Origin of the sequence: Exobacillus caeni, assembly GCF_005747095.1 — a bacterium.
GTDB lineage: Bacteria > Bacillota > Bacilli > Bacillales > Guptibacillaceae > Exobacillus > Exobacillus caeni.
On record NZ_SWLG01000014.1, the window covers coordinates 13,863 to 32,349 of the forward strand.

General features: G+C 42.2%; 15 protein-coding genes. 3 read left to right on the plus strand and 12 right to left on the minus strand.

The features are described from left to right. Positions 1 to 33: 33 nt before the first annotated feature. From FCL54_RS17390 to FCL54_RS17410, 5 genes are all read right to left on the minus strand, one after another. Complete coding sequence (locus tag FCL54_RS17390; RefSeq protein ID WP_138128267.1) at positions 34 to 2,322, minus strand: ATP-dependent DNA helicase; 2,289 nt, start codon at positions 2,320 to 2,322, stop codon at positions 34 to 36. Between the two features lie 128 nt (positions 2,323 to 2,450). Next, the gene (locus FCL54_RS17395; RefSeq protein WP_138128130.1) at positions 2,451 to 3,095 is read right to left on the minus strand and encodes a class F sortase; all 645 of its coding nucleotides are present in this window, start codon (positions 3,093 to 3,095) and stop codon (positions 2,451 to 2,453) included. A gap of 21 nt (positions 3,096 to 3,116) precedes the next feature. Then, positions 3,117 to 4,466: a copper amine oxidase gene (locus FCL54_RS17400; protein ID WP_138128132.1), complete on the minus strand. Its 1,350-nt coding sequence runs from the start codon at positions 4,464 to 4,466 to the stop codon at positions 3,117 to 3,119. Positions 4,467 to 4,754: 288 nt separating this feature from the next. After that, the gene (locus FCL54_RS17405) at positions 4,755 to 5,507 is read right to left on the minus strand and encodes an anti-sigma factor (protein WP_138128134.1); all 753 of its coding nucleotides are present in this window, start codon (positions 5,505 to 5,507) and stop codon (positions 4,755 to 4,757) included. Next, positions 5,504 to 6,064: an RNA polymerase sigma factor gene (locus FCL54_RS17410; protein WP_138128136.1), complete on the minus strand. Its 561-nt coding sequence runs from the start codon at positions 6,062 to 6,064 to the stop codon at positions 5,504 to 5,506. The genes FCL54_RS17405 and FCL54_RS17410 overlap by 4 nt, the downstream gene beginning before the upstream one ends. A 402-nt stretch (positions 6,065 to 6,466) precedes the next feature. Here FCL54_RS17410 and FCL54_RS17415 point away from each other — a divergent pair, with 402 nt between their 5' ends. Further along, positions 6,467 to 6,652: a YiaA/YiaB family inner membrane protein gene (locus FCL54_RS17415; RefSeq protein WP_246055332.1), complete on the plus strand. Its 186-nt coding sequence runs from the start codon at positions 6,467 to 6,469 to the stop codon at positions 6,650 to 6,652. A gap of 83 nt (positions 6,653 to 6,735) precedes the next feature. Here FCL54_RS17415 and FCL54_RS17420 read toward each other — a convergent pair whose 3' ends face one another. Beyond that, entirely contained in the window at positions 6,736 to 7,668 is a 933-nt protein-coding gene (locus tag FCL54_RS17420) for a c-type cytochrome (protein WP_138128138.1), read from the minus strand. A gap of 308 nt (positions 7,669 to 7,976) precedes the next feature. Between FCL54_RS17420 and FCL54_RS17425 the strand changes: the two genes are divergently transcribed. Continuing rightward, the gene (locus FCL54_RS17425; RefSeq protein ID WP_138128140.1) at positions 7,977 to 9,122 is read left to right on the plus strand and encodes a cation:proton antiporter; all 1,146 of its coding nucleotides are present in this window, start codon (positions 7,977 to 7,979) and stop codon (positions 9,120 to 9,122) included. A gap of 39 nt (positions 9,123 to 9,161) precedes the next feature. Here the strand turns inward: FCL54_RS17425 and FCL54_RS17430 are convergent, their stop codons facing one another. From FCL54_RS17430 to FCL54_RS17440, 3 genes are all read right to left on the minus strand, one after another. Further along, a complete protein-coding gene (locus FCL54_RS17430) occupies positions 9,162 to 10,181 on the minus strand; it encodes a TIGR00341 family protein (protein ID WP_138128269.1) in 1,020 nt (339 codons plus the stop codon). Positions 10,182 to 10,327: 146 nt separating this feature from the next. After that, positions 10,328 to 11,536, minus strand: coding sequence for an MFS transporter (locus FCL54_RS17435; RefSeq protein WP_138128142.1), 1,209 nt, complete (start codon positions 11,534 to 11,536; stop codon positions 10,328 to 10,330). A gap of 208 nt (positions 11,537 to 11,744) precedes the next feature. After that, positions 11,745 to 13,049 (minus strand): lysine N(6)-hydroxylase/L-ornithine N(5)-oxygenase family protein, encoded by a 1,305-nt coding sequence (locus tag FCL54_RS17440; protein ID WP_138128144.1) that lies wholly within the window; start codon positions 13,047 to 13,049, stop codon positions 11,745 to 11,747. Positions 13,050 to 13,234: 185 nt separating this feature from the next. On the opposite strand from FCL54_RS17440, the gene FCL54_RS17445 reads away from it, so the two are divergent. Further along, positions 13,235 to 14,197 carry a D-2-hydroxyacid dehydrogenase gene (locus FCL54_RS17445; RefSeq protein ID WP_138128146.1) on the plus strand — a complete coding sequence of 321 codons (963 nt, stop codon included), beginning with the start codon at positions 13,235 to 13,237 and terminating at the stop codon, positions 14,195 to 14,197. A 108-nt stretch (positions 14,198 to 14,305) separates the two neighbouring features. On the opposite strand, the gene FCL54_RS17450 is transcribed toward FCL54_RS17445, so the two are convergent. The 3 genes from FCL54_RS17450 to FCL54_RS17460 all read right to left on the minus strand — a co-directional run bounded on the left by FCL54_RS17450 (position 14,306) and on the right by FCL54_RS17460 (position 18,383). Continuing rightward, complete coding sequence (locus FCL54_RS17450; protein ID WP_138128148.1) at positions 14,306 to 15,043, minus strand: SDR family oxidoreductase; 738 nt, start codon at positions 15,041 to 15,043, stop codon at positions 14,306 to 14,308. 175 nt (positions 15,044 to 15,218) lie between these two features. Beyond that, entirely contained in the window at positions 15,219 to 16,013 is a 795-nt protein-coding gene (fdhD, locus tag FCL54_RS17455) for a formate dehydrogenase accessory sulfurtransferase FdhD (protein WP_138128150.1), read from the minus strand. A gap of 12 nt (positions 16,014 to 16,025) precedes the next feature. Further along, a complete protein-coding gene (locus FCL54_RS17460) occupies positions 16,026 to 18,383 on the minus strand; it encodes an FdhF/YdeP family oxidoreductase (protein WP_138128152.1) in 2,358 nt (785 codons plus the stop codon). Positions 18,384 to 18,487: the final 104 nt, after the last annotated feature.

Sequence of the window (18,487 nt, forward strand, 5' to 3'; positions counted from 1 at the left end):
GAAGAGCGGCGCATCGTGCACCGCTCTTTCGTGTTATATCACTGTATAGTCCTTCCACTCTTCCGGTAACAGGGACAGATAGTTACGATGCAAAAAGCGGTCATCGACAAGCACGATTACTCCCCGATCGTTCTCCGAGCGAATCAGCCTTCCTCCAGCCTGAAGAACTTTGTTCATTCCCGGGAATACATAGGCGTAGTCGTAACCCTTTTTCCCAACACTATTAAAATAGTCCTTGATAATGTTTCGTTCGAGCCCGAACTGAGGAAGTCCTACTCCAATGACAACGACACCATTTAACCTGTCACCCTTCAAATCGACTCCTTCAGAAAATATCCCCCCAAGAACTGCAAAGCCGATCAGCTTTTGTTCACTTTCCGCCTTGAAAGAAGAAAGAAACGCCTCTCGTTCCTCCTCTGACATCCCTCTATCCTGCACGATCGTAGGAATATCAATGCCCTGTTCCATGAATTGCTCGTACACATTGATCATATATTGGTACGACGGGAAGAAAACCAGATAATTTCCTGGACGTTCCCCGGCAAGCTGGCCGATCATTTTGGCAATAGGCTCTTTCGTTCTTTCCCTATCCCGATATCTAGTAGACAGAGGCTGTATAAATACTTCTGCATTTTCTTTTGCAAAAGGGGATGGAACTGACATCGAATAGTCCTCATCATCTGCTCCAAGCATGTCCCGGTAGTAATCCAATGGGGATAAGGTAGCAGAAAAATAGATTTTCGAGCGATAATTTTTCCCCATTTTCTGCAACAGAGCGGAAGGGTCGAGGCAGAAAAGTTTAATACGAACCTCGCTCTTCTCATATTCTACATACGTTAAATAACGTTCATCGTAGTATTGCGAGATTCGGATAATTCCCTGTGCTAAAAAATACGTATCTAACAACAGCTGCTGTGATTCTCCATCCCTCTGGTTCACTAACTCTTTTTCAGCATGCGAACTAAAAACCTCAAGTAACTCGACTAGCTGTTCAGGAATCTCTTGCAAGATAAGATTCTTTTGTTCGTTACACTGTTTTTTCAAAGCAAGCAGGCTATCATTAACCGCTTTTGCCGAATCAGAGATCTGTGAATTGTCATTTTTGTATTCACGCTTGATCTGCAGGAAGTGTGACTTGAACAAGTCCGCCGAAAACATTTCCCTCGCCCTATCCACAAGGTTATGTGCTTCATCAATCAACAAGATGGTCTGCTTTTTCTGCTCTTCAAAAAAACGCTTTAAAGAAATGCGAGGATCGAAAATATAATTGTAGTCACAAATAATCGCATCAGCAGCATAGGCAACATCAAGCGAAAACTCAAATGGGCAAACCGTATGCTTTTTCGCATATTTTTCGATCGTTTTACGGTCAATCAGCTTTTCGTTTCGAAGGATATCAAGCACCGCCCCGTTGATCCGGTCATAATAACCATCAGCGAATTCACAATAACCCTTCTGGCAGATTGTTTTTTCCTTAAAACAAACTTTGTCCTTTGCCGTGATTGTTACAGCGTTCATACAGAGTCCTTTTTCCTGCATGAGAGAGAATGCTTCCTCCGCCGACTCCCTTGTTATTGTCTTTGCAGTAAGATAAAAGATTCGCTGAATGTGTCCTTCTCCAATCGCTTTTATAGAAGGAAATGTTGTGGAAACCGTCTTTCCGATTCCCGTCGGTGCCCTTGCGAATAGGTTCTTTTCATCGCTTATCGTCTTATACACAGCCCCGGCAAGCTTTCGCTGGCCTTCTCGATAAGCATCGAACGGAAAAGGAAGTTCTTTAATACTGTTATCTCTTCCTAGCTGATGTTCAATCCTAAAGGAAGCATAAGGAAAATACCCTTTTACCGTTTCCATAACGAAAGACGTAAGTTCTTCCCGGCTGAATGATTGAATAAATTGCTTTTTTTCCTCAGTATCAACCTGGACATATGTTAGCTGAACGTAGATCTCGTTAATCTCGTGGTCTTTAGCATACATGTAAGCATAGCATTTCGCCTGTGCCCAGTGTACAGGATAAGTGTCAGCTGAAATATTGCTCAGGTCTCCGGATGTTGATTTTATTTCATCAACGGTCACCATATCCTCAGAGAATAGAAGTCCGTCACACCTTCCATCAATAGTAAAAACCAACCCTTCATACGGGATTTCAGCACTAACATAAAATTCTTTTTCATCCTTTTCGTTATATGTTTTTTGTATTTTTTGATGGGCTTTTGTCCCCTCGTGCAGAGTGGTACTCGTTCGAAACCTCGAATCGATGCTTCCGCTTCGATAAACGTATTCAACCAGGGATCGAACTGAGATCTTCACTTTATCCGGCATACTATCACCTGTAATCATCGTAGTACCTTCTATTTTATCAGGTTTGGTTAAAATCGCGCATAAAGAGCTTTAATTTTTGTAAAAAATCAAAAGGCAAGCGGATATCCATGATCCTCTTGCCTTCTAAGTTAGTTTTTCAATTGTGTATAAACTACAAGCCTCTCTTTATGAGTAGAAGCTTCATGATCAAAGTCCCCTGTACAGGTGATCAGGTTCAGGCCGCTCCTGTAGGTATATCCAAAAATCTCATTCAGCGGTGCTTCGTTACGCGGATAGCTCTTTACTGCATAGACGACAAAGGTTCGTTGATTCCCATCAGATCCGGAAACTTTTATCTCATCGCCCTTTTTTAGTTTTTCTAATTTGAAAAACACGGCAGGTCCAGTCTTGTTATCGACGTGTCCTGCTATAACGGAATTGCCGGGTTGTCCGGGTTGGGCCCCTTTTTGATACCATGCAACATTTTCGTCGTTTTTCGGCACATCCATTTTTCCATTGGAAAGCATACCTACCTTTTCCACTTCTGCATCCACGCCGATCGCAGGGATTTGAAGCCTGTCTGGTATGATTCCCTCTCGATTATCTTTGATTATCTCTTTGTCTGAATCGGTTTTAGAAATGTTCGAGTCCGGTAATGTCCGTAATGGGTCTTCCTGTTGTATGTTCTCTTGCATGCCGGAATTTTGATCCCTGTCGCCAGCAGATTGTGCAGCCATGCTGCAACCGGATAGCAACAGCATGGCAGGCATCAATAGCTTTAATACGTTCATCATGGAGTTCACTCCTATTGAATGTTATCTTTCAATCTGCTTTCTTCGTAGAACTACTCCAGTGGCCGCTGCGATCGCCAATAAACCTGCAAGGAGCAATTCAAACGGAAACTCTTGCTGTTGTGCCGTGCCGCCCATACCGGTTTTCGGCATATCAGAAGGCATGCTGCTCTCGAACTTTTCAGGGAACTGGTTCACAAATGCTCCCGAAAGAGCTTTTGCAGGAGTAAACATATGGGCATATGCTTCCCTAACATTATCATAGGCCGTTGCATAATTTTCACCTGCATAACTGTTAAACGCACCGATCAGTTGCTCCACATGGTCTTGCAATCCTTGAGACAGCATATCCGCTTTTAATCTCTCGTCTGTTGCTGTTTCAAGAAAGTTTGAGAAATCTTCCCTGTATTGTTCAAGGTTCTTTAAAGCTTCTTCTTTCTTCGCTTCATCGTTTGCTGCTGTCGCTTTTACATAATCGACGAAATAACCGATATGCCCGGACCACATTTCTTTAAATTTCATCCCAGCATCCTCGCCATAAACCGAAGAAATTGCTGCAGCGAGATCATCGGTGTTTTCACTCAAAGCTTGTGCAGAAGCTTCAAAGTCTTTTGAGCCATCGATGCCGTTCTGCATTGCCATCATAGCGAGACCAGCATGTTCAGCAAGCAAATGGCCAAGCTTTGCTCTTAAATCGGAAGCAGGGGTTACAGCCATCGTGTTGTTAAACTTGTCCGGGAATTGATCCGTGATGGCGCTCGATAAGCCTTTCGCGACCATATGCATATGGTTGATCGCTTCTCTTTCATATTCATACGCTTTTTCATAATTCCCGGCTACATAGCTGTCGAAGGCACCGATAAGCTGGTTAACATGCATCTGTAGTCCTTCTGCAAGTGCATCTGCTTCCAATCGTTCCCCTGTAGCTGTTTCGAGGAATTGGGAAAATTCATTTTTATAGTTTGCAAGGGAATCCAACGCCTTTTGCTTTGCATCTTCATCTTTGTTGCCAGTTGCTTTCACATAATCGACAAAGAAACCGATGTGATTGCTCCACATATCATGGAATTGCTTGCCTGCTTCTTCTCCATATACAGAGGAAATCGCCTTTGCCAGGTCTTCTGTGTTGTCGCTTAACGCTCCTGCAGATTCCTCAAAGTCTGCTGCTCCTTCCGCTCCTTTTCTCATCGTTTCAATCGCAAAGTACGCATGCTCGCTTAATAAATGGCCTAGTGTCGCTCTTAAATCCGCCGCTGGTGTTTCCACTGTCGGGGCACTATGTGTTTCACCATTTTGTGCACTTACGATTCCTGCTGTCGGCAATAAAAGAGATACACTCAACGGTAATGCTACGATTCCTTTTTTCCAATTCATTATTCTAACACTCTCCCTTTTAAAAAATTTGATTTCACTGGGCTAACGATAGAAAAATGAATCTGGATCACTTTTTTTTAAAAAAACATTTATTTTTTCATACCAGGCTTTTTTTCATGATGTTCGAGCTCGTCCAATTTAATGGTTTTTGTAATACTAAATGATTAATGAACTAAAAAGCCTGGATGATTTTATCGGACATTGAATCCTCTATTTGCCTTGATAACAAATCTATACTTCCTATATGTATAAAAAGAGCCAGGATAACCTGGCCCTCTTCGTTTCACTTTACAATCCCGAACTTAAGACGATATTTCCTTTTGGCGTTTTGCTTGTTGCGTCTGGCTCTAATGTTATCGCAACAGTGTCCCACTTGTGTTCTCCTTCAAAACTCATCGGAAAATCGACCGCCCCACTGCCTTTTTGATCAGGGACAAAAGAACCTGCGCGATACGGCTTACCGTTTTCCAGAAGCCACACTTGATACACTTGCTGCCCTTCTAGCTTTTGTAAATCGTTAGCCTGCACAACAAGCTTCGTTGTCCCATCCTTTTGGATCATCGATGCAGTTCCCGTTGCGCTGCTTACCTCTGTAGGCTGCAATCCAACCGATTGAACAAGTTTGGCGGTTTCCTCTTCTTCTCGAGTTTCTGGTTCTGTAACTTCATTTAACTTTGTATAAGTATAGACATTCCCGATCAGCGAGAACAGAAGGGAAGCAGCCAATAATGGCATCAGCCAATTTCTTTTCTGGATTTGCTTTTCAATAACGTTATCATCGGTCTCAGAACTAACATTTTGTGTACTCTCACTATTTCCTTCGTTATCAAAAACTGCATTCAAAATACGATCTTTCATTCCTGCAGGAGGGTCTTGAAGTTCTGACAAATAAGGAAGATCAGCAGTCAATTCATCCAGCTCCTTTAACTCTTCCTGACAGTCTTTACATGTTTGAAGATGCTCTTCAAATCGGTGTTTTTCTTCGTCTGTTAATGTCTGGTTGAAATAATCGATCACATTATTACAATCCATGTTCGTCATCCTTCAGACCCCCTTTCTTCTTCAATACTTTCTTTCAAATGCTTTAATGCCAGCCTAATTCTTCCTTTTACTGTTCCAAGCGGTATCCCGCATTTCTCAGCGATCGTTCTCTGGGTCAGTCCTTTAAAATAAAAAAGCTCTATGATTTTTTGCTGTTCCTTCTTTAACTTTGAAACAGCTTTTCGGACCGTTAAAGCATCTTCCTTCCATGTTACCTGCTCTTCTACGGTTTCCTCATTACTCTTAAGCATATCCCGATCTTCTAACTCAAATGCCGTATTACGTTTTTTCTTTCGTAATACATCAAGTGCCGTATTTCTGGTCACCGTCAAAAGCCAGGATGAAAATTTCCCTTTATCAGAAGAATAACTTCCATTGCCTTTCCATAACTTGATAAATACTTCCTGTACAACCTCTTCTGCCAGCTCGTTATTTTTTGTCATTTTGTAAGAAAAAGAATACAGCAACTTCTCGTATTTGTCATACAGAGCTTCAAGTGCTTTCTTATCCCTTTGCTGTATTTTTTCATACAGTCTTTCATCGTTCATCTCCTTCATAACATTCTCCTTCTGTCAGGTTTTTGTTTTTAAGATAAAAAAAGCACCTATAGAGTAAACGAACTGTTTTCCTTTTTGGATCTCTTTCAAAAGTAAAAAACCATGCATACAGCATGGTTTGTCCCTATCTCATTATATTGTTTTATCATTTTGGAGCCAACTTTTTATGCTCCCGTTTTTGTTTTTAGGTTACATCCTGTTAACACAGGCAAATCACTTAAACCTTCTATCCAAACTGGCATCCCGCCAAAAACACCATTCCAATAGACCTATCTATATCGTAAACTATTCTAAAAATATGAAAATTTTTGAATTGGAGGCATCGATTTGAAGAAGAAAAAGCGCAATACTCCTCAGTTTTCCTTTTTGGCATGAGCAGGATTTTGTATTTTTGCAGGCTTGATGTTCATCGGGCTTTATACGTTAAAAGAGCCTTTGTTTGTTAAAGGCTACTACTTTATGGGAACTGTAGGCATTATTGTTACTTCTTTTATGGTTGCAAAAGTTACACGCGGTAACCAGGAGGATACGGAAGATTCTTTCTTTGATGATGATATTAAAAATTATAAAGAGAAAAACGGCGCCTGAGCTTTAGTACATAAACCGGAACAGTTAAAAAACTGTTCTTTTTTAAATGGGAAAGGTCCCGCCTTTCGGCAAGACCTTTCCATTTAGTTGGCAGGTTTGATAACCTCGTTCCAATCGATTGTATTATTTTGTATTTGTTCTCTTCGTTCCTTATTGATGATATCATTCGGGCGTCCGCCTTTTGGCCAATCTGTTTCGTGCCCTTTCCACTCAGGCCTGTCATGGGAAAGGACAAACGCTGCTATGTTTGCCGCATCTTGCTTTGAAAGCGTACCTTCCTGTCCTTTAGGCATGTTATTTTGCAGATATCCTGCCATTTTCGCCAGCCGTGACATTCCTGCCCCGTCGTTAAATGAATTCTCTCCCCATAGAGCCGGGCCACTGTTGGAATCCAAGCCTGCTCCATCAGCAGCATGACACGCAATACAAGACTTCTGATACAATTCTTCTCCGGCTGCAACTTCCGGCTCAGGAATGTCCTTCATCGTATTCTGCATCCTCCATGGGACATCTGCATCTACTGGTACCCCTTCTGAAATATACGTTAAGTATGCGACCATGGCTCTCATTTCTTTGCTGTCATAAGGCAACTTTTCTCCATTCATACTGCGCACCATGCATCCGTTGATTCGATCTTCAAGTGTAAAGACTACCCCTTCACGAGGACGATACTGAGGAAAAACAGAAGCTACTCCAACAAGCGGAGAGCTTTCCTTTTCCAGGCCAGCACCTGCATGGCAGCTTGTACAAGAAAGCTTATTGCCGACGTACTGAGGCATCGCTGAGCTTGATTCGTCCACTAACTTATGTCCATACTTAATAGATTCCCCAAGCGGCCCGTCCGGTACATCATCTAATGAAGGCGGACTAAAGACAAGCTCCAGGCTTTCTGTTAAAGATGATGGCGCTGCAGTCGATACCGCTTGTTCAGTCATTAGCTCCTGGCTTATCTTAAAGCCAACCCAAAATGCACCTAAAAGAAAAAATCCGATCAAAATTGCTATAGCGTTTTTCAATTTCATACCCCCTATCCTATTACCCACTTAACAATAACGTTTTCCAATAAAGACATGCAGTGACACATATCACAAAAATGCCTTTCATATTTTTTTAGTTAAAAAGGCTTAGAAGAAGGATAAACTTTTTTCGTAAAGGCTTATTTCTAAAAGATTGTCGCTTTTACGGACTGCGAAAGGCAATAAAATGGTAAGTAATACCTGTTAACAAGAAGGGTTTAAATTTGGCCCACGGGGAATAGATTCAGACATCCATTGTTTCCGTGAACAAAGGTTGGCTTAGAAATACGAAAGGATGAAAAACTTCCATGAACCTGCCTCTCGCTATCGGATTAGTGTTATTGGCTTTATCTATTACAGGGCTAATCGGGATTAAAATGATTAGGATACCTGACCTTGTTTTATATATTCTTCTTGGAATTGCTTTAAAAGAGCTACTACCTGAATCAAAAGTAATTGAAGTGGCAGGGGAAATCGGGTTGGTATTACTGTTTTTCCTGCTCGGAATGAAGTTTTCCGTTGGGGAATTTGCCAGGAACGGCAAAAGGGTTTGGAAAGCCGGCCTTTTGGATGTCCTTCTCGGGATCGGGGTCACTACCCTTATCTGTTATCTTTTTGATCTGAACTTCCTAACTTGCCTCATAATCGCTGGCATCGTTTATGCAACAAGCTCTTCTATGTCGGCTAAGCTTCTTGAAAGTACAAATAGAATGGAAAATAGAGAATCAGACTTTATGCTTTCTCTTTTAATCTTTGAAGACCTGGTTGCCCCCATTCTCGTCACTGTTTTAATCGGATTATCAGGAGATGGATTCACAGCAACAGATTTTATTTTAATCTTTCTTAAAGTAGCCTTATTAACTGGTGTTGCTGTCTTTTTTAGTAAGATCGTATTTAAAAAAGCTCAGATATTGCTTGATAAAGTAACAGATGATGATGTGTTCATTGTTCTTGTGATCGGCATTGCACTTGGATATGGCGGCCTTGCACTGTATTTAGGGTTATCAGAGATTATTGGAGCATTTTTAGCGGGAATCATGCTCGCTGATACTCAACTTAAAGATAAGATAAAAGATGAAGTGTTACCTGTAAGAAATATATTTCTCCCATTCTTTTTCTTACATTTTGGGATAACGATGGAATTAACCAAAAATATTCCCTCTATCGAACTTCTGTTTTTACTTCTAATATGGTCAATCATCCATAAACTCATCGTTGGATATGTTGGCGGGAAATGGTATGGACTTTCAGGAAAAGAGGCTCTTCAGGGAGGGATCTCCTTAACCCCTCGCGGAGAATTCTCCGTCATTATAGCCGGGCTCGCAACGGGAGGATTAAAGGTTTTTGCAGGTATGTATATTTTAGTTGCAGCTCTTGTTGGTATGTTGTTGTTCCAGTTCGCCCCGAAAATCACTAAATTATTCTACAGGAAAGCCGAAAAAGTTGATGATTAAGTATGGACAGGGATCGACTTATCTAAGTCAATCCCTGTTTTATGTTAAATCAACTTTTTCCCCCATCAGGATTGCGATTGCAAGGAGGATAACAATTGCGCTGACGAAAATGATCGACAGTCTCCTTGAAGTGTTTGCTTTCTGCACCTCAGTCCACTTAATAGGCTGTATACCGCTTAATGAAAAGACAATGATGGCAGCAAGCATAACGGAGGTGATATTTACGAGTAAAAGTAACATCGATCCATATGCCTCATGCCACATCGCATCGCCGATTGTGGTTCCGAGAACAACGGTAGGCGGAAGCAATGCAGCTGCGACCATTACCCCGACAAGAGAACCGGGGAGCCGCCGTAGTGTTGATAGGGCTCCTGCAGTCCCTGAAGCTAAAGCCAAAACGATATCGAGTAGATTAACGTGCGTTCGCGACATAAATTGATGTGTATTTATGGATACAGGCAGTGCCATGCTGAACAAGATAGATATGAAAATAACGATGACAATAGCAAAAAACAGCGTTCCAAGCGACTGTAATACAAGCCGGTAATTCCCGAGAATCGCAGCAAATGCTACGGAGATAATAGGACCGAGCAAAGGGGCAATAACCATCGCTCCAATCACTACCGCTTCACTATCTCTTATAAAACCTACCGTAACTACGATCGCAGACAGAATGACAAGAAGAGTATACGATAAACTAATCTTACTGGACTGTTGAATGACAGATAATAGTTCCTGCCTGCTAACCCTTTGCAGTCTGTTCGTATCTTCTGGTTCCTTTTCCTTTTCTTTTTCCTTGTCTTCTTCCTCAGACTTTCTTGTAAGAAAGGTTTGAATCGGAAACAGCAGCACATTAAATCCTTCGATTACATTAACCCGGTTTTCTAAGTAATCTAGAATCTCCTCTGTTTCTGTCGTTTTTACAAGCATTCGAATCAATGTATAATCATCGGTTTCATTTGAAACCCAGTATGATTCATGCGGAAATTCTTGCAAGGATTCATTTATTTTATCAAAGTATTTTTTTGGTACGTAAGCTTCGATCAATTGGACTTCCATAAGGCGCTCCTTTTCTTTCATCATCTGCTGAATCACACAGATCGCTTTTTGGACGGTATTACATTTTTACCACTATAAAGTAAGTAATACCCTTTTTTCCAATAAAAAATGACTGGCCCTGTTACAAGCCAATCATTTTTCTCTATTTAACTTGAAGAAACGGGCTGATGGTGAGACACCCTGCCTTTCTCTTTCCGTGCTTCTATTATGGTTAAAGCAATCGCTACGATTAAGAACATACTTGATATTTGAAACAGTGTACCAAGTTCAACAAACTGGGCAAGGATTCCAAACACAAGCCCTCCCAGCCCGATACCAAGATCGATCGAGGAGAAAAACATTCCGTTCGCAACTCCGCGTCGATTTGCAGGCGTTTTGGAAAGTGTCCATGACTGAAGGGTTGGAATCAACGAGCCAAATCCAACGCCGAATAAAACGCCCGCAACGGCAATAAGCAAGTTAGAATGAGCGAATGATAGCACCCACATTCCGATAAATGTTAGTGATAAGCACGTTAGCACAAGTCCAAAAGGCCCTTTCTGGTCAAACCATTTTCCTGCGACCGGGCGTGAAAGGGAAGCCATAATAGCATTGAACAAATAGAATAAAAAGATCTGGTCAATGCCGCGTTCTTCCCCAAAGATAACAATAAACGTGACGATCGAACCATACCCAAAGGTAGTCATAATCGTAATAAAAGCAGGGTACCAGCTGGACTTTTCCACTAGAGACCCGAAGTAAGAGAACTTGAGGTCCTCTCTCCGTGTGTTTTTTACTGCTTCAGGAGTATGATAGCGAACGGTTGCAAGAAGGCCGATTGCAACCAAGCCTAGAGCACCGGAAATATAAATAAGATTTGTAAATGAAGTAACCTGGAATACATAAATTCCAAGACTCGGCGCGATGATCATTCCGATTGTAATCGAAAGTCCATAGTATCCCATGCCTTCTCCTAGCCTTGAGTTCGGAACAACATCTGATGCTGCCGTTCCATTCACTGTAGTCGACCATCCCCATGCAAGCCCATGCACGAACCGGAACAGCAAGAAGATCACCACTACCTGTGAAAGCGGGTAGATCATCGTAATGGCTAACAGAAAAACGACCCCGATTATTACAAGCGCTTTTCTTTTTTTATACTCTAGCATGTATCCGATAAACGGACGGCTGAGAACCGCTCCAATGGAGAACAGTGAGGTAACAAGACCTATTTCAAGCCCCGAGGCACCAATGGATTTTATATAAGGCGGCAATGTCGGAATAAGCATTTGAAATGACATGAACACAAATAGATTCCCTATCATCAGCATAATGAACGACTTTGTCCATAACGGCTCTAACTGATTTTGCTTCATTACTTCCCCTCCCTTTTCCCATAAAAAATCAAAAAAGAACCTTCCTGCATGAAGATCCATCTATATCCAACGAAGTATTAAGCTTTATTTCGGCTCACTAAATATTATCACATCACTGCCTAAAATGGAATGGGAAAGTTTTACCCTTAAAAAGTTGAAAATAAGCTAGGAGTCGGCTGTTGTTTGGCCAACTCCTAAATGAGATTTTTCATACCTCAAAGTTTTGGAAAACATTCTGTTCTGAAATCCGATAGACAGGCCTTCCGGTTAGATGATTAATAATAACTTTATTACGATGAACGGCTAGCCCCAAGTTAGTTGAACCTACTCCATGTGAGTGGGAAATGCCGCTGTGAACGTATACCTCGTTCGGCGTAGCGGATGATTGCTTTAACCGGTAGTCAGGCCCCACTTTATACCTGCCATGTTCGTCCCATTGTAAAAAGGACTCCAGGCTAAGGATGAATTCGGGGATGTTCGGACGGTATCCTGTTCCGACGATCACGACTTCACTTTCATGTGTGAATTCTTTTTCCTGTTCTCTTTGTTCACACTTTAGTTTATAAGTATTACCTTCTTTTTTGATTTCGTTCACTTCTGTTAAGGTTTGCAAACCTACATCAAGTGTTTCTCCGCCGACTGACATTTCATAAAGAAGGTTATAAATATCTGTAATCGTATGCATGCTGATTCCTTTGTATAACAAATCCTGGGTAGCAAAGATCTCATCCTTTTTTTCTTGAGGCAGCTGGTAAAAATAATTTACATAATCAGGCGAAAAATGCTCCAGATTAAGCTTCGATTCTTCCATCGATAAAAATCCGCTTGAACGTGTGAGCCAGTCCAATCGATAGTGATGATCCCGCTGCTCCTTTAACAACTCCCTGAACACCTCAGCAGCACTCTGCCCTGATCCTACTACCGTTATTGATTTTGCTTCCCTGCATCGTTTTTGATGATTTCTGAAATCTGCCGTATGGAACACGTCATCTTCCGGCATACCCCTGAAGGAAGAAGGCATACCCGGTGTGCTTCCTGTTCCAAGGACCATGTTTTTTCCTTTAATCTTTTCTACAGATTCGGTTTCGCTGTCGTACACTTCTACTTCGAAGTAAGGCTCTTCTGCTTCTATATGCTTCACATTCACGACCGTTTTGCCAAACTTGCAGCTATCTAACTGGCCTGCCACCCACTGGCAGTAATCATTGTATTCGCGGCGAGGCATATCCAATCTTTGCAAAAAGTAAAAAGCATACATGCGGTCATGCTCTGTTAGATAGTTAAGAAAACTGTACTGGCTTTTAGGATTTGCCATCGTTACTAAGTCTGCCAAAAATGGAACCTGTAATTTCGTCCCTTCGATCAACATTCCGGGATGCCAGTCAAACTGAGACTTTTGTTCAAAGAAAACTGCATCGATCTCCGGAACGTCTTCAAGCAGCGCAGCCAGACTTAAGTTAAAAGGGCCGATCCCAACCCCTATCAGATCCACCAATTCGTTTCGATTCCCCACTTATTCCACTCCTATCAAATAACTCTCTTTGTTTTATTATGTAAAGAAAGTATATAAGGGATTCACCATTGAAGCAAATTACTCACAGGGTGCCAGGCACCATAAAAGGACAACTGTCCATTTTTGGTGCCTGGCACCCGCTCCCTCTGTTAAAATAAAGAAAAACAGATTCAATGGAGGTAACGATGCAGAAACGAAAGATGGTAATCACTCATAATCTTGATGAGAAATACGTGAATCGCATAAACGAGCTCGTACCGGATTGGGATGTTATTGTTGGCAAGGACCGTGATACCTGGGAAAACCATTTGCAGGATGCTGAGGTTGTTGCCGGCTGGAAAAAGGGAATCGGAGACCAGCTGTTTGGTGATAATGCAAAGCTTCGATGGCTTCAGACCTGGAGTGCAGGCGTAAACAGCATCCCTTTAGAAAAATTTGAACAGAACGATGTCTACGTTACAAGTGCAAACGGCGTTCATTCCTATCCGATCTCTGAAACGATCTTTGCATTAATGCTTGGACTAACTAGAAAGATTGATACATATGTGAGGAACCAGGCTGCTAAAACCTGGCATCACTCTAACCTGAAGCTTGAAATCCATGGCAAGACACTGGGATTAATTGGAGTAGGAGCAATCGGACGGGAAACTGCCAAAATCGCTAAAGCTTTTGATATGACTGTGTTAGGTGTACGAAACTCAGGCAATCCCGCCGAAAATGTGGATGAAATGTTTACGCCAGAAGAGTTACACAGCATACTTCCACGCTGCGATTACGTGGTTGTCACAGTCCCGCTTACTGAAAAGACACAACACTTATTCGGAGCTGGAGAATTTAACTTGATGAAGGAATCTTCTTTCTTCATCAACATAGGAAGAGGAAGAATCGTCGTGGAAGAGGACTTGATCGCCGCTTTGAAGGATAACAAAATAGCAGGGGCTGGACTCGATGTATTTGAACAAGAACCACTTCCTGAAGAGAGCCCTTTATGGAAGATGGAGAAAGTCATCATTACCCCTCACACTGCCGGCTCGACTGAACATTATAACAAGAGAGTGATCGAAGATATTTTCATCCCTAACTTAAAAAACTACTTAAAAGGCGAAGAACCTTCAGTTAATCTTGTAGACTTTTCAAAAGGATACTAATATGAAAAAAGGCTCCGAAGCAGGAGCCTTTTTTCTTGTCAGTCTCACTCATTCCTTTTTACTTCATAAAAAAGGAGAGCCAGCGCCCTCCTTTTTCGCCATCCTATTTTATTTTGCCATCGGCCGGACAACGACTTCATTCACGTTCACATAGTCAGGCTGCGTAACAGCATATACAACTGCTCGAGCGATATCATCAGCGTGCAGCTTCTTTCTGTCCGCTCTGTCTTTAAACATGCCCATTACTTCTTCATCTGTAATGTGATGTGTAAGCTCTGTTTCAACCGCTCCCGGGGAGATATTAGTTACACGGACACCTGTTTTCGATAGCTCTTTTTCAAGTCCCATGGAAAGCGCGCGTACTGCATATTTCGTTGCACTGTATACAGTACTCGAAGGGAAAACTTCATGGCCAGCTACAGAAGAAACGTTCACTAGATGGCCGCTCCCCTGCTCAAGCATGTCTGGAAGAGCCGCATGGATACCGTATAACACACCTTTGATATTTACGTCGACCATTTGTGCCCACTCATCGACTTTATCGTTTTTTATGAAGGATAGCAGCATTACGCCCGCATTGTTAATAACGATATCGACTTTGCCGAATTCTTCTTTTGCACGGGCAACAAGGTTTTCCATGTCATCTTTGCTCGTTACGTCCGTCTTAACAACAATCGCTGAACCATCATTCTTTTCATTAATATTTGAAGAAAGATCCGCAAGCTTTTCCTCACGTCGGGCCGCAAGAACAACCTTCGCGCCTTCATCAGCAAGATGCTTTGCAATGGCTTCTCCGATCCCGCTGCTCGCACCGGTAACAATCGCTACTTTTTCTTTAAGCTTCATAAAAACTCTCCCTCCGATTTAAAAGGCTTTTTTGTAACTTTTTGATTCTAATTAAACACTATCACAGGTCCTCTTTCTTACCGAACTAATATGCTTACTAATCTGGTGAATGAAATAATAAATCCGCATGATTTCAACTCTTTTATCCTCAAAGAAAAAATAGGGAGATGTCTCCCTATTTTGATATGGTGATCCGTTCAGGATGGGTATAAACGTTCAGGCGGTTTCCGCGAATAAAACCGACTGCTGTTATCCCCAGGTCATCGGCTAATTCCAATGCCAGTGTCGTTGGAGCAGACTTTGACAAAATGATTCCCACTCCAATTTTTGAAACCTTTAACAAGACCTCAGAAGAAATCCTTCCGCTAAACGCGATGACCTTATCGGCCAATGATATTTTATTTTGCATGCAATAGCCGTATATTTTATCAAGTGCGTTATGACGACCGATATCAGATCTTGAGACGATCGCTTCCTCAGTATTGCAAAGAGCAGCATTATGCAATCCTCCGGTCATATGGAAATCCGAGGAACTGTCCTGCATCTCTTTCATCAAGTTAATACACTGATCAACAGAAATGGTTGATCTTCTCATGATCGTCTTTGCTGTTTTCACATCACTCTGCAGATAAAACTGCCTGCTTTTGCCGCAGCACGAGCCGATAAACCGCTTGGAATGCGATCTGCTGTTGACAGCCTGTTTATTTTTCACATCAACATATGCAAATCCACGGTCTTCGTTAATATTCAACGCTAAAATTTCATCCTTGAACCGAATGATTCCCTCAGAAGCCAGGAATCCGACGATTAGCTCTTCTAGATAGGAAGGTGTGCATACCATCGTTGCAAACTCTTCACCATTAACAAAGATCGTCAGCGGGAACTCATCCGCAACCTGGTCTTCAGTTTCAATCAGTTCACCGCCTTCATATTTCAAGATTCTATGATTCTTCATCACGTTGTCATTCATAGTATCTCCTTCTTAGCTAATTTCCATCTCCAGGTCCTCAATGCGCTTTTCATAGTATTTGGTGTCTTTTTTTGCATTGTATCTGTCAGCTTTCTCTACATAAACGGTGATATTATAATCAGGGATGCCAGCATACTTCTCATATCTTCCCCTTGGAAGCAGGAAGTTACCTTCAGGGAAATGCACCCCAAGGTTTCCTTTTGCAATATCAGCACATTTCACTTTCCCCTGGAATACACCAAAACCGTTATGGACAACTATATTTTCCCCTTCAACCATGCGTTTTTCTTTCGCATCTTCAGGGTTCATCAACACATCGTAACGTTCCGAATTGTTGAATGGATCTGTTTCTTTATAAATCATCGAGTTAAACTGCTTGCCCCGGCGTGTTGTAAGAATGAACTGTTCTTCTTTTTTCCCCAGGTCTGGGATTTCAACCGGGATAAGGTTCCCCTTCCCATCCGGTGTCGGACAGACGCCGCCTTCACATAACCAGGCCCCGCCCCACTGGAAGACGTCTCCTCTTTTCTTCAAATGTTGAATACCGTCATAGTCCGTGTTCGCTTTTGCAATTTCGTCACGGATTTCCTGTCCGCTCTTGAAGTCAACAAGATGAGCAGTTTCAGGCTTAACCCGCTTTGCGAGATCCACATAAATTTTCCATTCAGAACGGGCTTCTTCCACCTGGTTTTTGTTCCCTGTGATTTCAGGAGAGAAGTAAACCATGCGTTCCGTCGAAGTAGAAGTCCCGCCACCATCCTGTTCATATCTCGTTTTGGCAGGAAGTACGATGACTGCTTCTTTTGCATCAACTAGAGTCGATGTATTAAGAATGATATCTTGATGAACACGAATTTCTAACTCGGAAAGCGCCTTTTCAACAAAGTTCGGATCAGGCATGGTTTCTAAGAAATTCCCGCCGGACATGTAGTAGAGTTTCACTTTCCGTTCATGGTCTTCTGGAAGAACAATATTTTCTAGTGTAACACCTACGATATCCCCCTGCCATTTCGGAATCTCAAATCCCCAGACCTTTTCCATTCTATCGATATTTTTTTCATCAAAAGCACCGCCCGGCAAAACGAATGGGTCCGCCCCCATTTCCCCGGAACCTTGAACAGAGGAATGTCCACGAAACGGCATAAGCCCTGCCCCTTTACGCCCTAAATGACCACGAAGGAGTGCAAGGTTAGCGACTTGAGAAATATTGTCTGTCGCAAATGCATGCATCGTCAATCCTAACGCCCAGGCATAAACGGCATTTTTGCTGTTAGCCAATAAAACGGCTAATTCAGCGATTCTTTCTCTTGAAATCCCGGAAGATTTTACGATCTCTTCCCAGGATTGTGATTGTACCGCTTCTTTTAACTTATCATATCCGTTCACATGCTCTTCTATAAATTGATGGTTAACGGCAGATCCGTGTTCTTTTTCTTCCATTTCGAACCATTGCTTCATGATGCCATGCATAAATGCGATGTCTCCACCTATGTTAACCTGAAAAAAGTCATCGGCGAGTTTTGTTCCGAAAATGGCAGACTCGGCATTGGAAGGAATCCAGTATTTATCCATCGCCGGCTCCTTATAAGGATTAACGACAATGATTTTCGCTCCACGTTTTTTAGCTTCCAGCATATACTTCGTTGAAACTGGAGAAGCGTTGGATGCTACACTGCCCCAGAACAATAGCACATCAGCTTCGAACCAATCCTGGTAATTCGAAGTAGAAGCCCCTACACCGACAGACCGCTTTAATGCTGTCTTTGATGGTGAGTGACAGATACGGCTGGCGTTATCGATGTGGTTTGTTCCCAGGAAACGGGAAACTTTTGCAGCTACATAATACGACTCGTTCGTAATGCCCCGTGAAGTCAAATAGAACGCATATTGTTTCGGGTCTAATTCTTTCATTTTATCTGCAATCATATCCATCGCATCGTCCCATGTTAAACGGGAGAATCTCCTTTCTCCCTTTCTACGGATAAGCGGATATGGAATTCGCCCTAATTTTCTTAGCTCAGTACTGTCATATTTACGCAGCTCATCAATATCAGCGTGAAGAATCTCTTCTTCGATCGCTGGCTGTGTGTTTAACCGAAGAACGTTCAAACGAGTTGTACACATATGAGGGCCTTTCAGCGTTTGGTCTTTAAGCCCTGAAACCCCAAGCGCGCAACCATCACAAACACCCTGTGTAATAATTTTTGTTGCGTAACGAAAATTATCTTTGTTGTCTAAAGCGATCTTCATCGTGTCTCGGAAATGATGTGGCTTTATTTTCCCCAATCCGAAGGGAATCGGACTGACCCAGTGTTTTGGCTGGGGCATCATTTTATGATGGATTGGTCCTTGATGTTTTGTTTCGCCCATTTTCATCACCTTTACTTTTTTATTTTGATAACAAAAAACCACCGAAGTCTTCCGTTACTCTTGAAGCGGGAAACTACGGTGGTTAGTCTTAAACAGGAACGCTG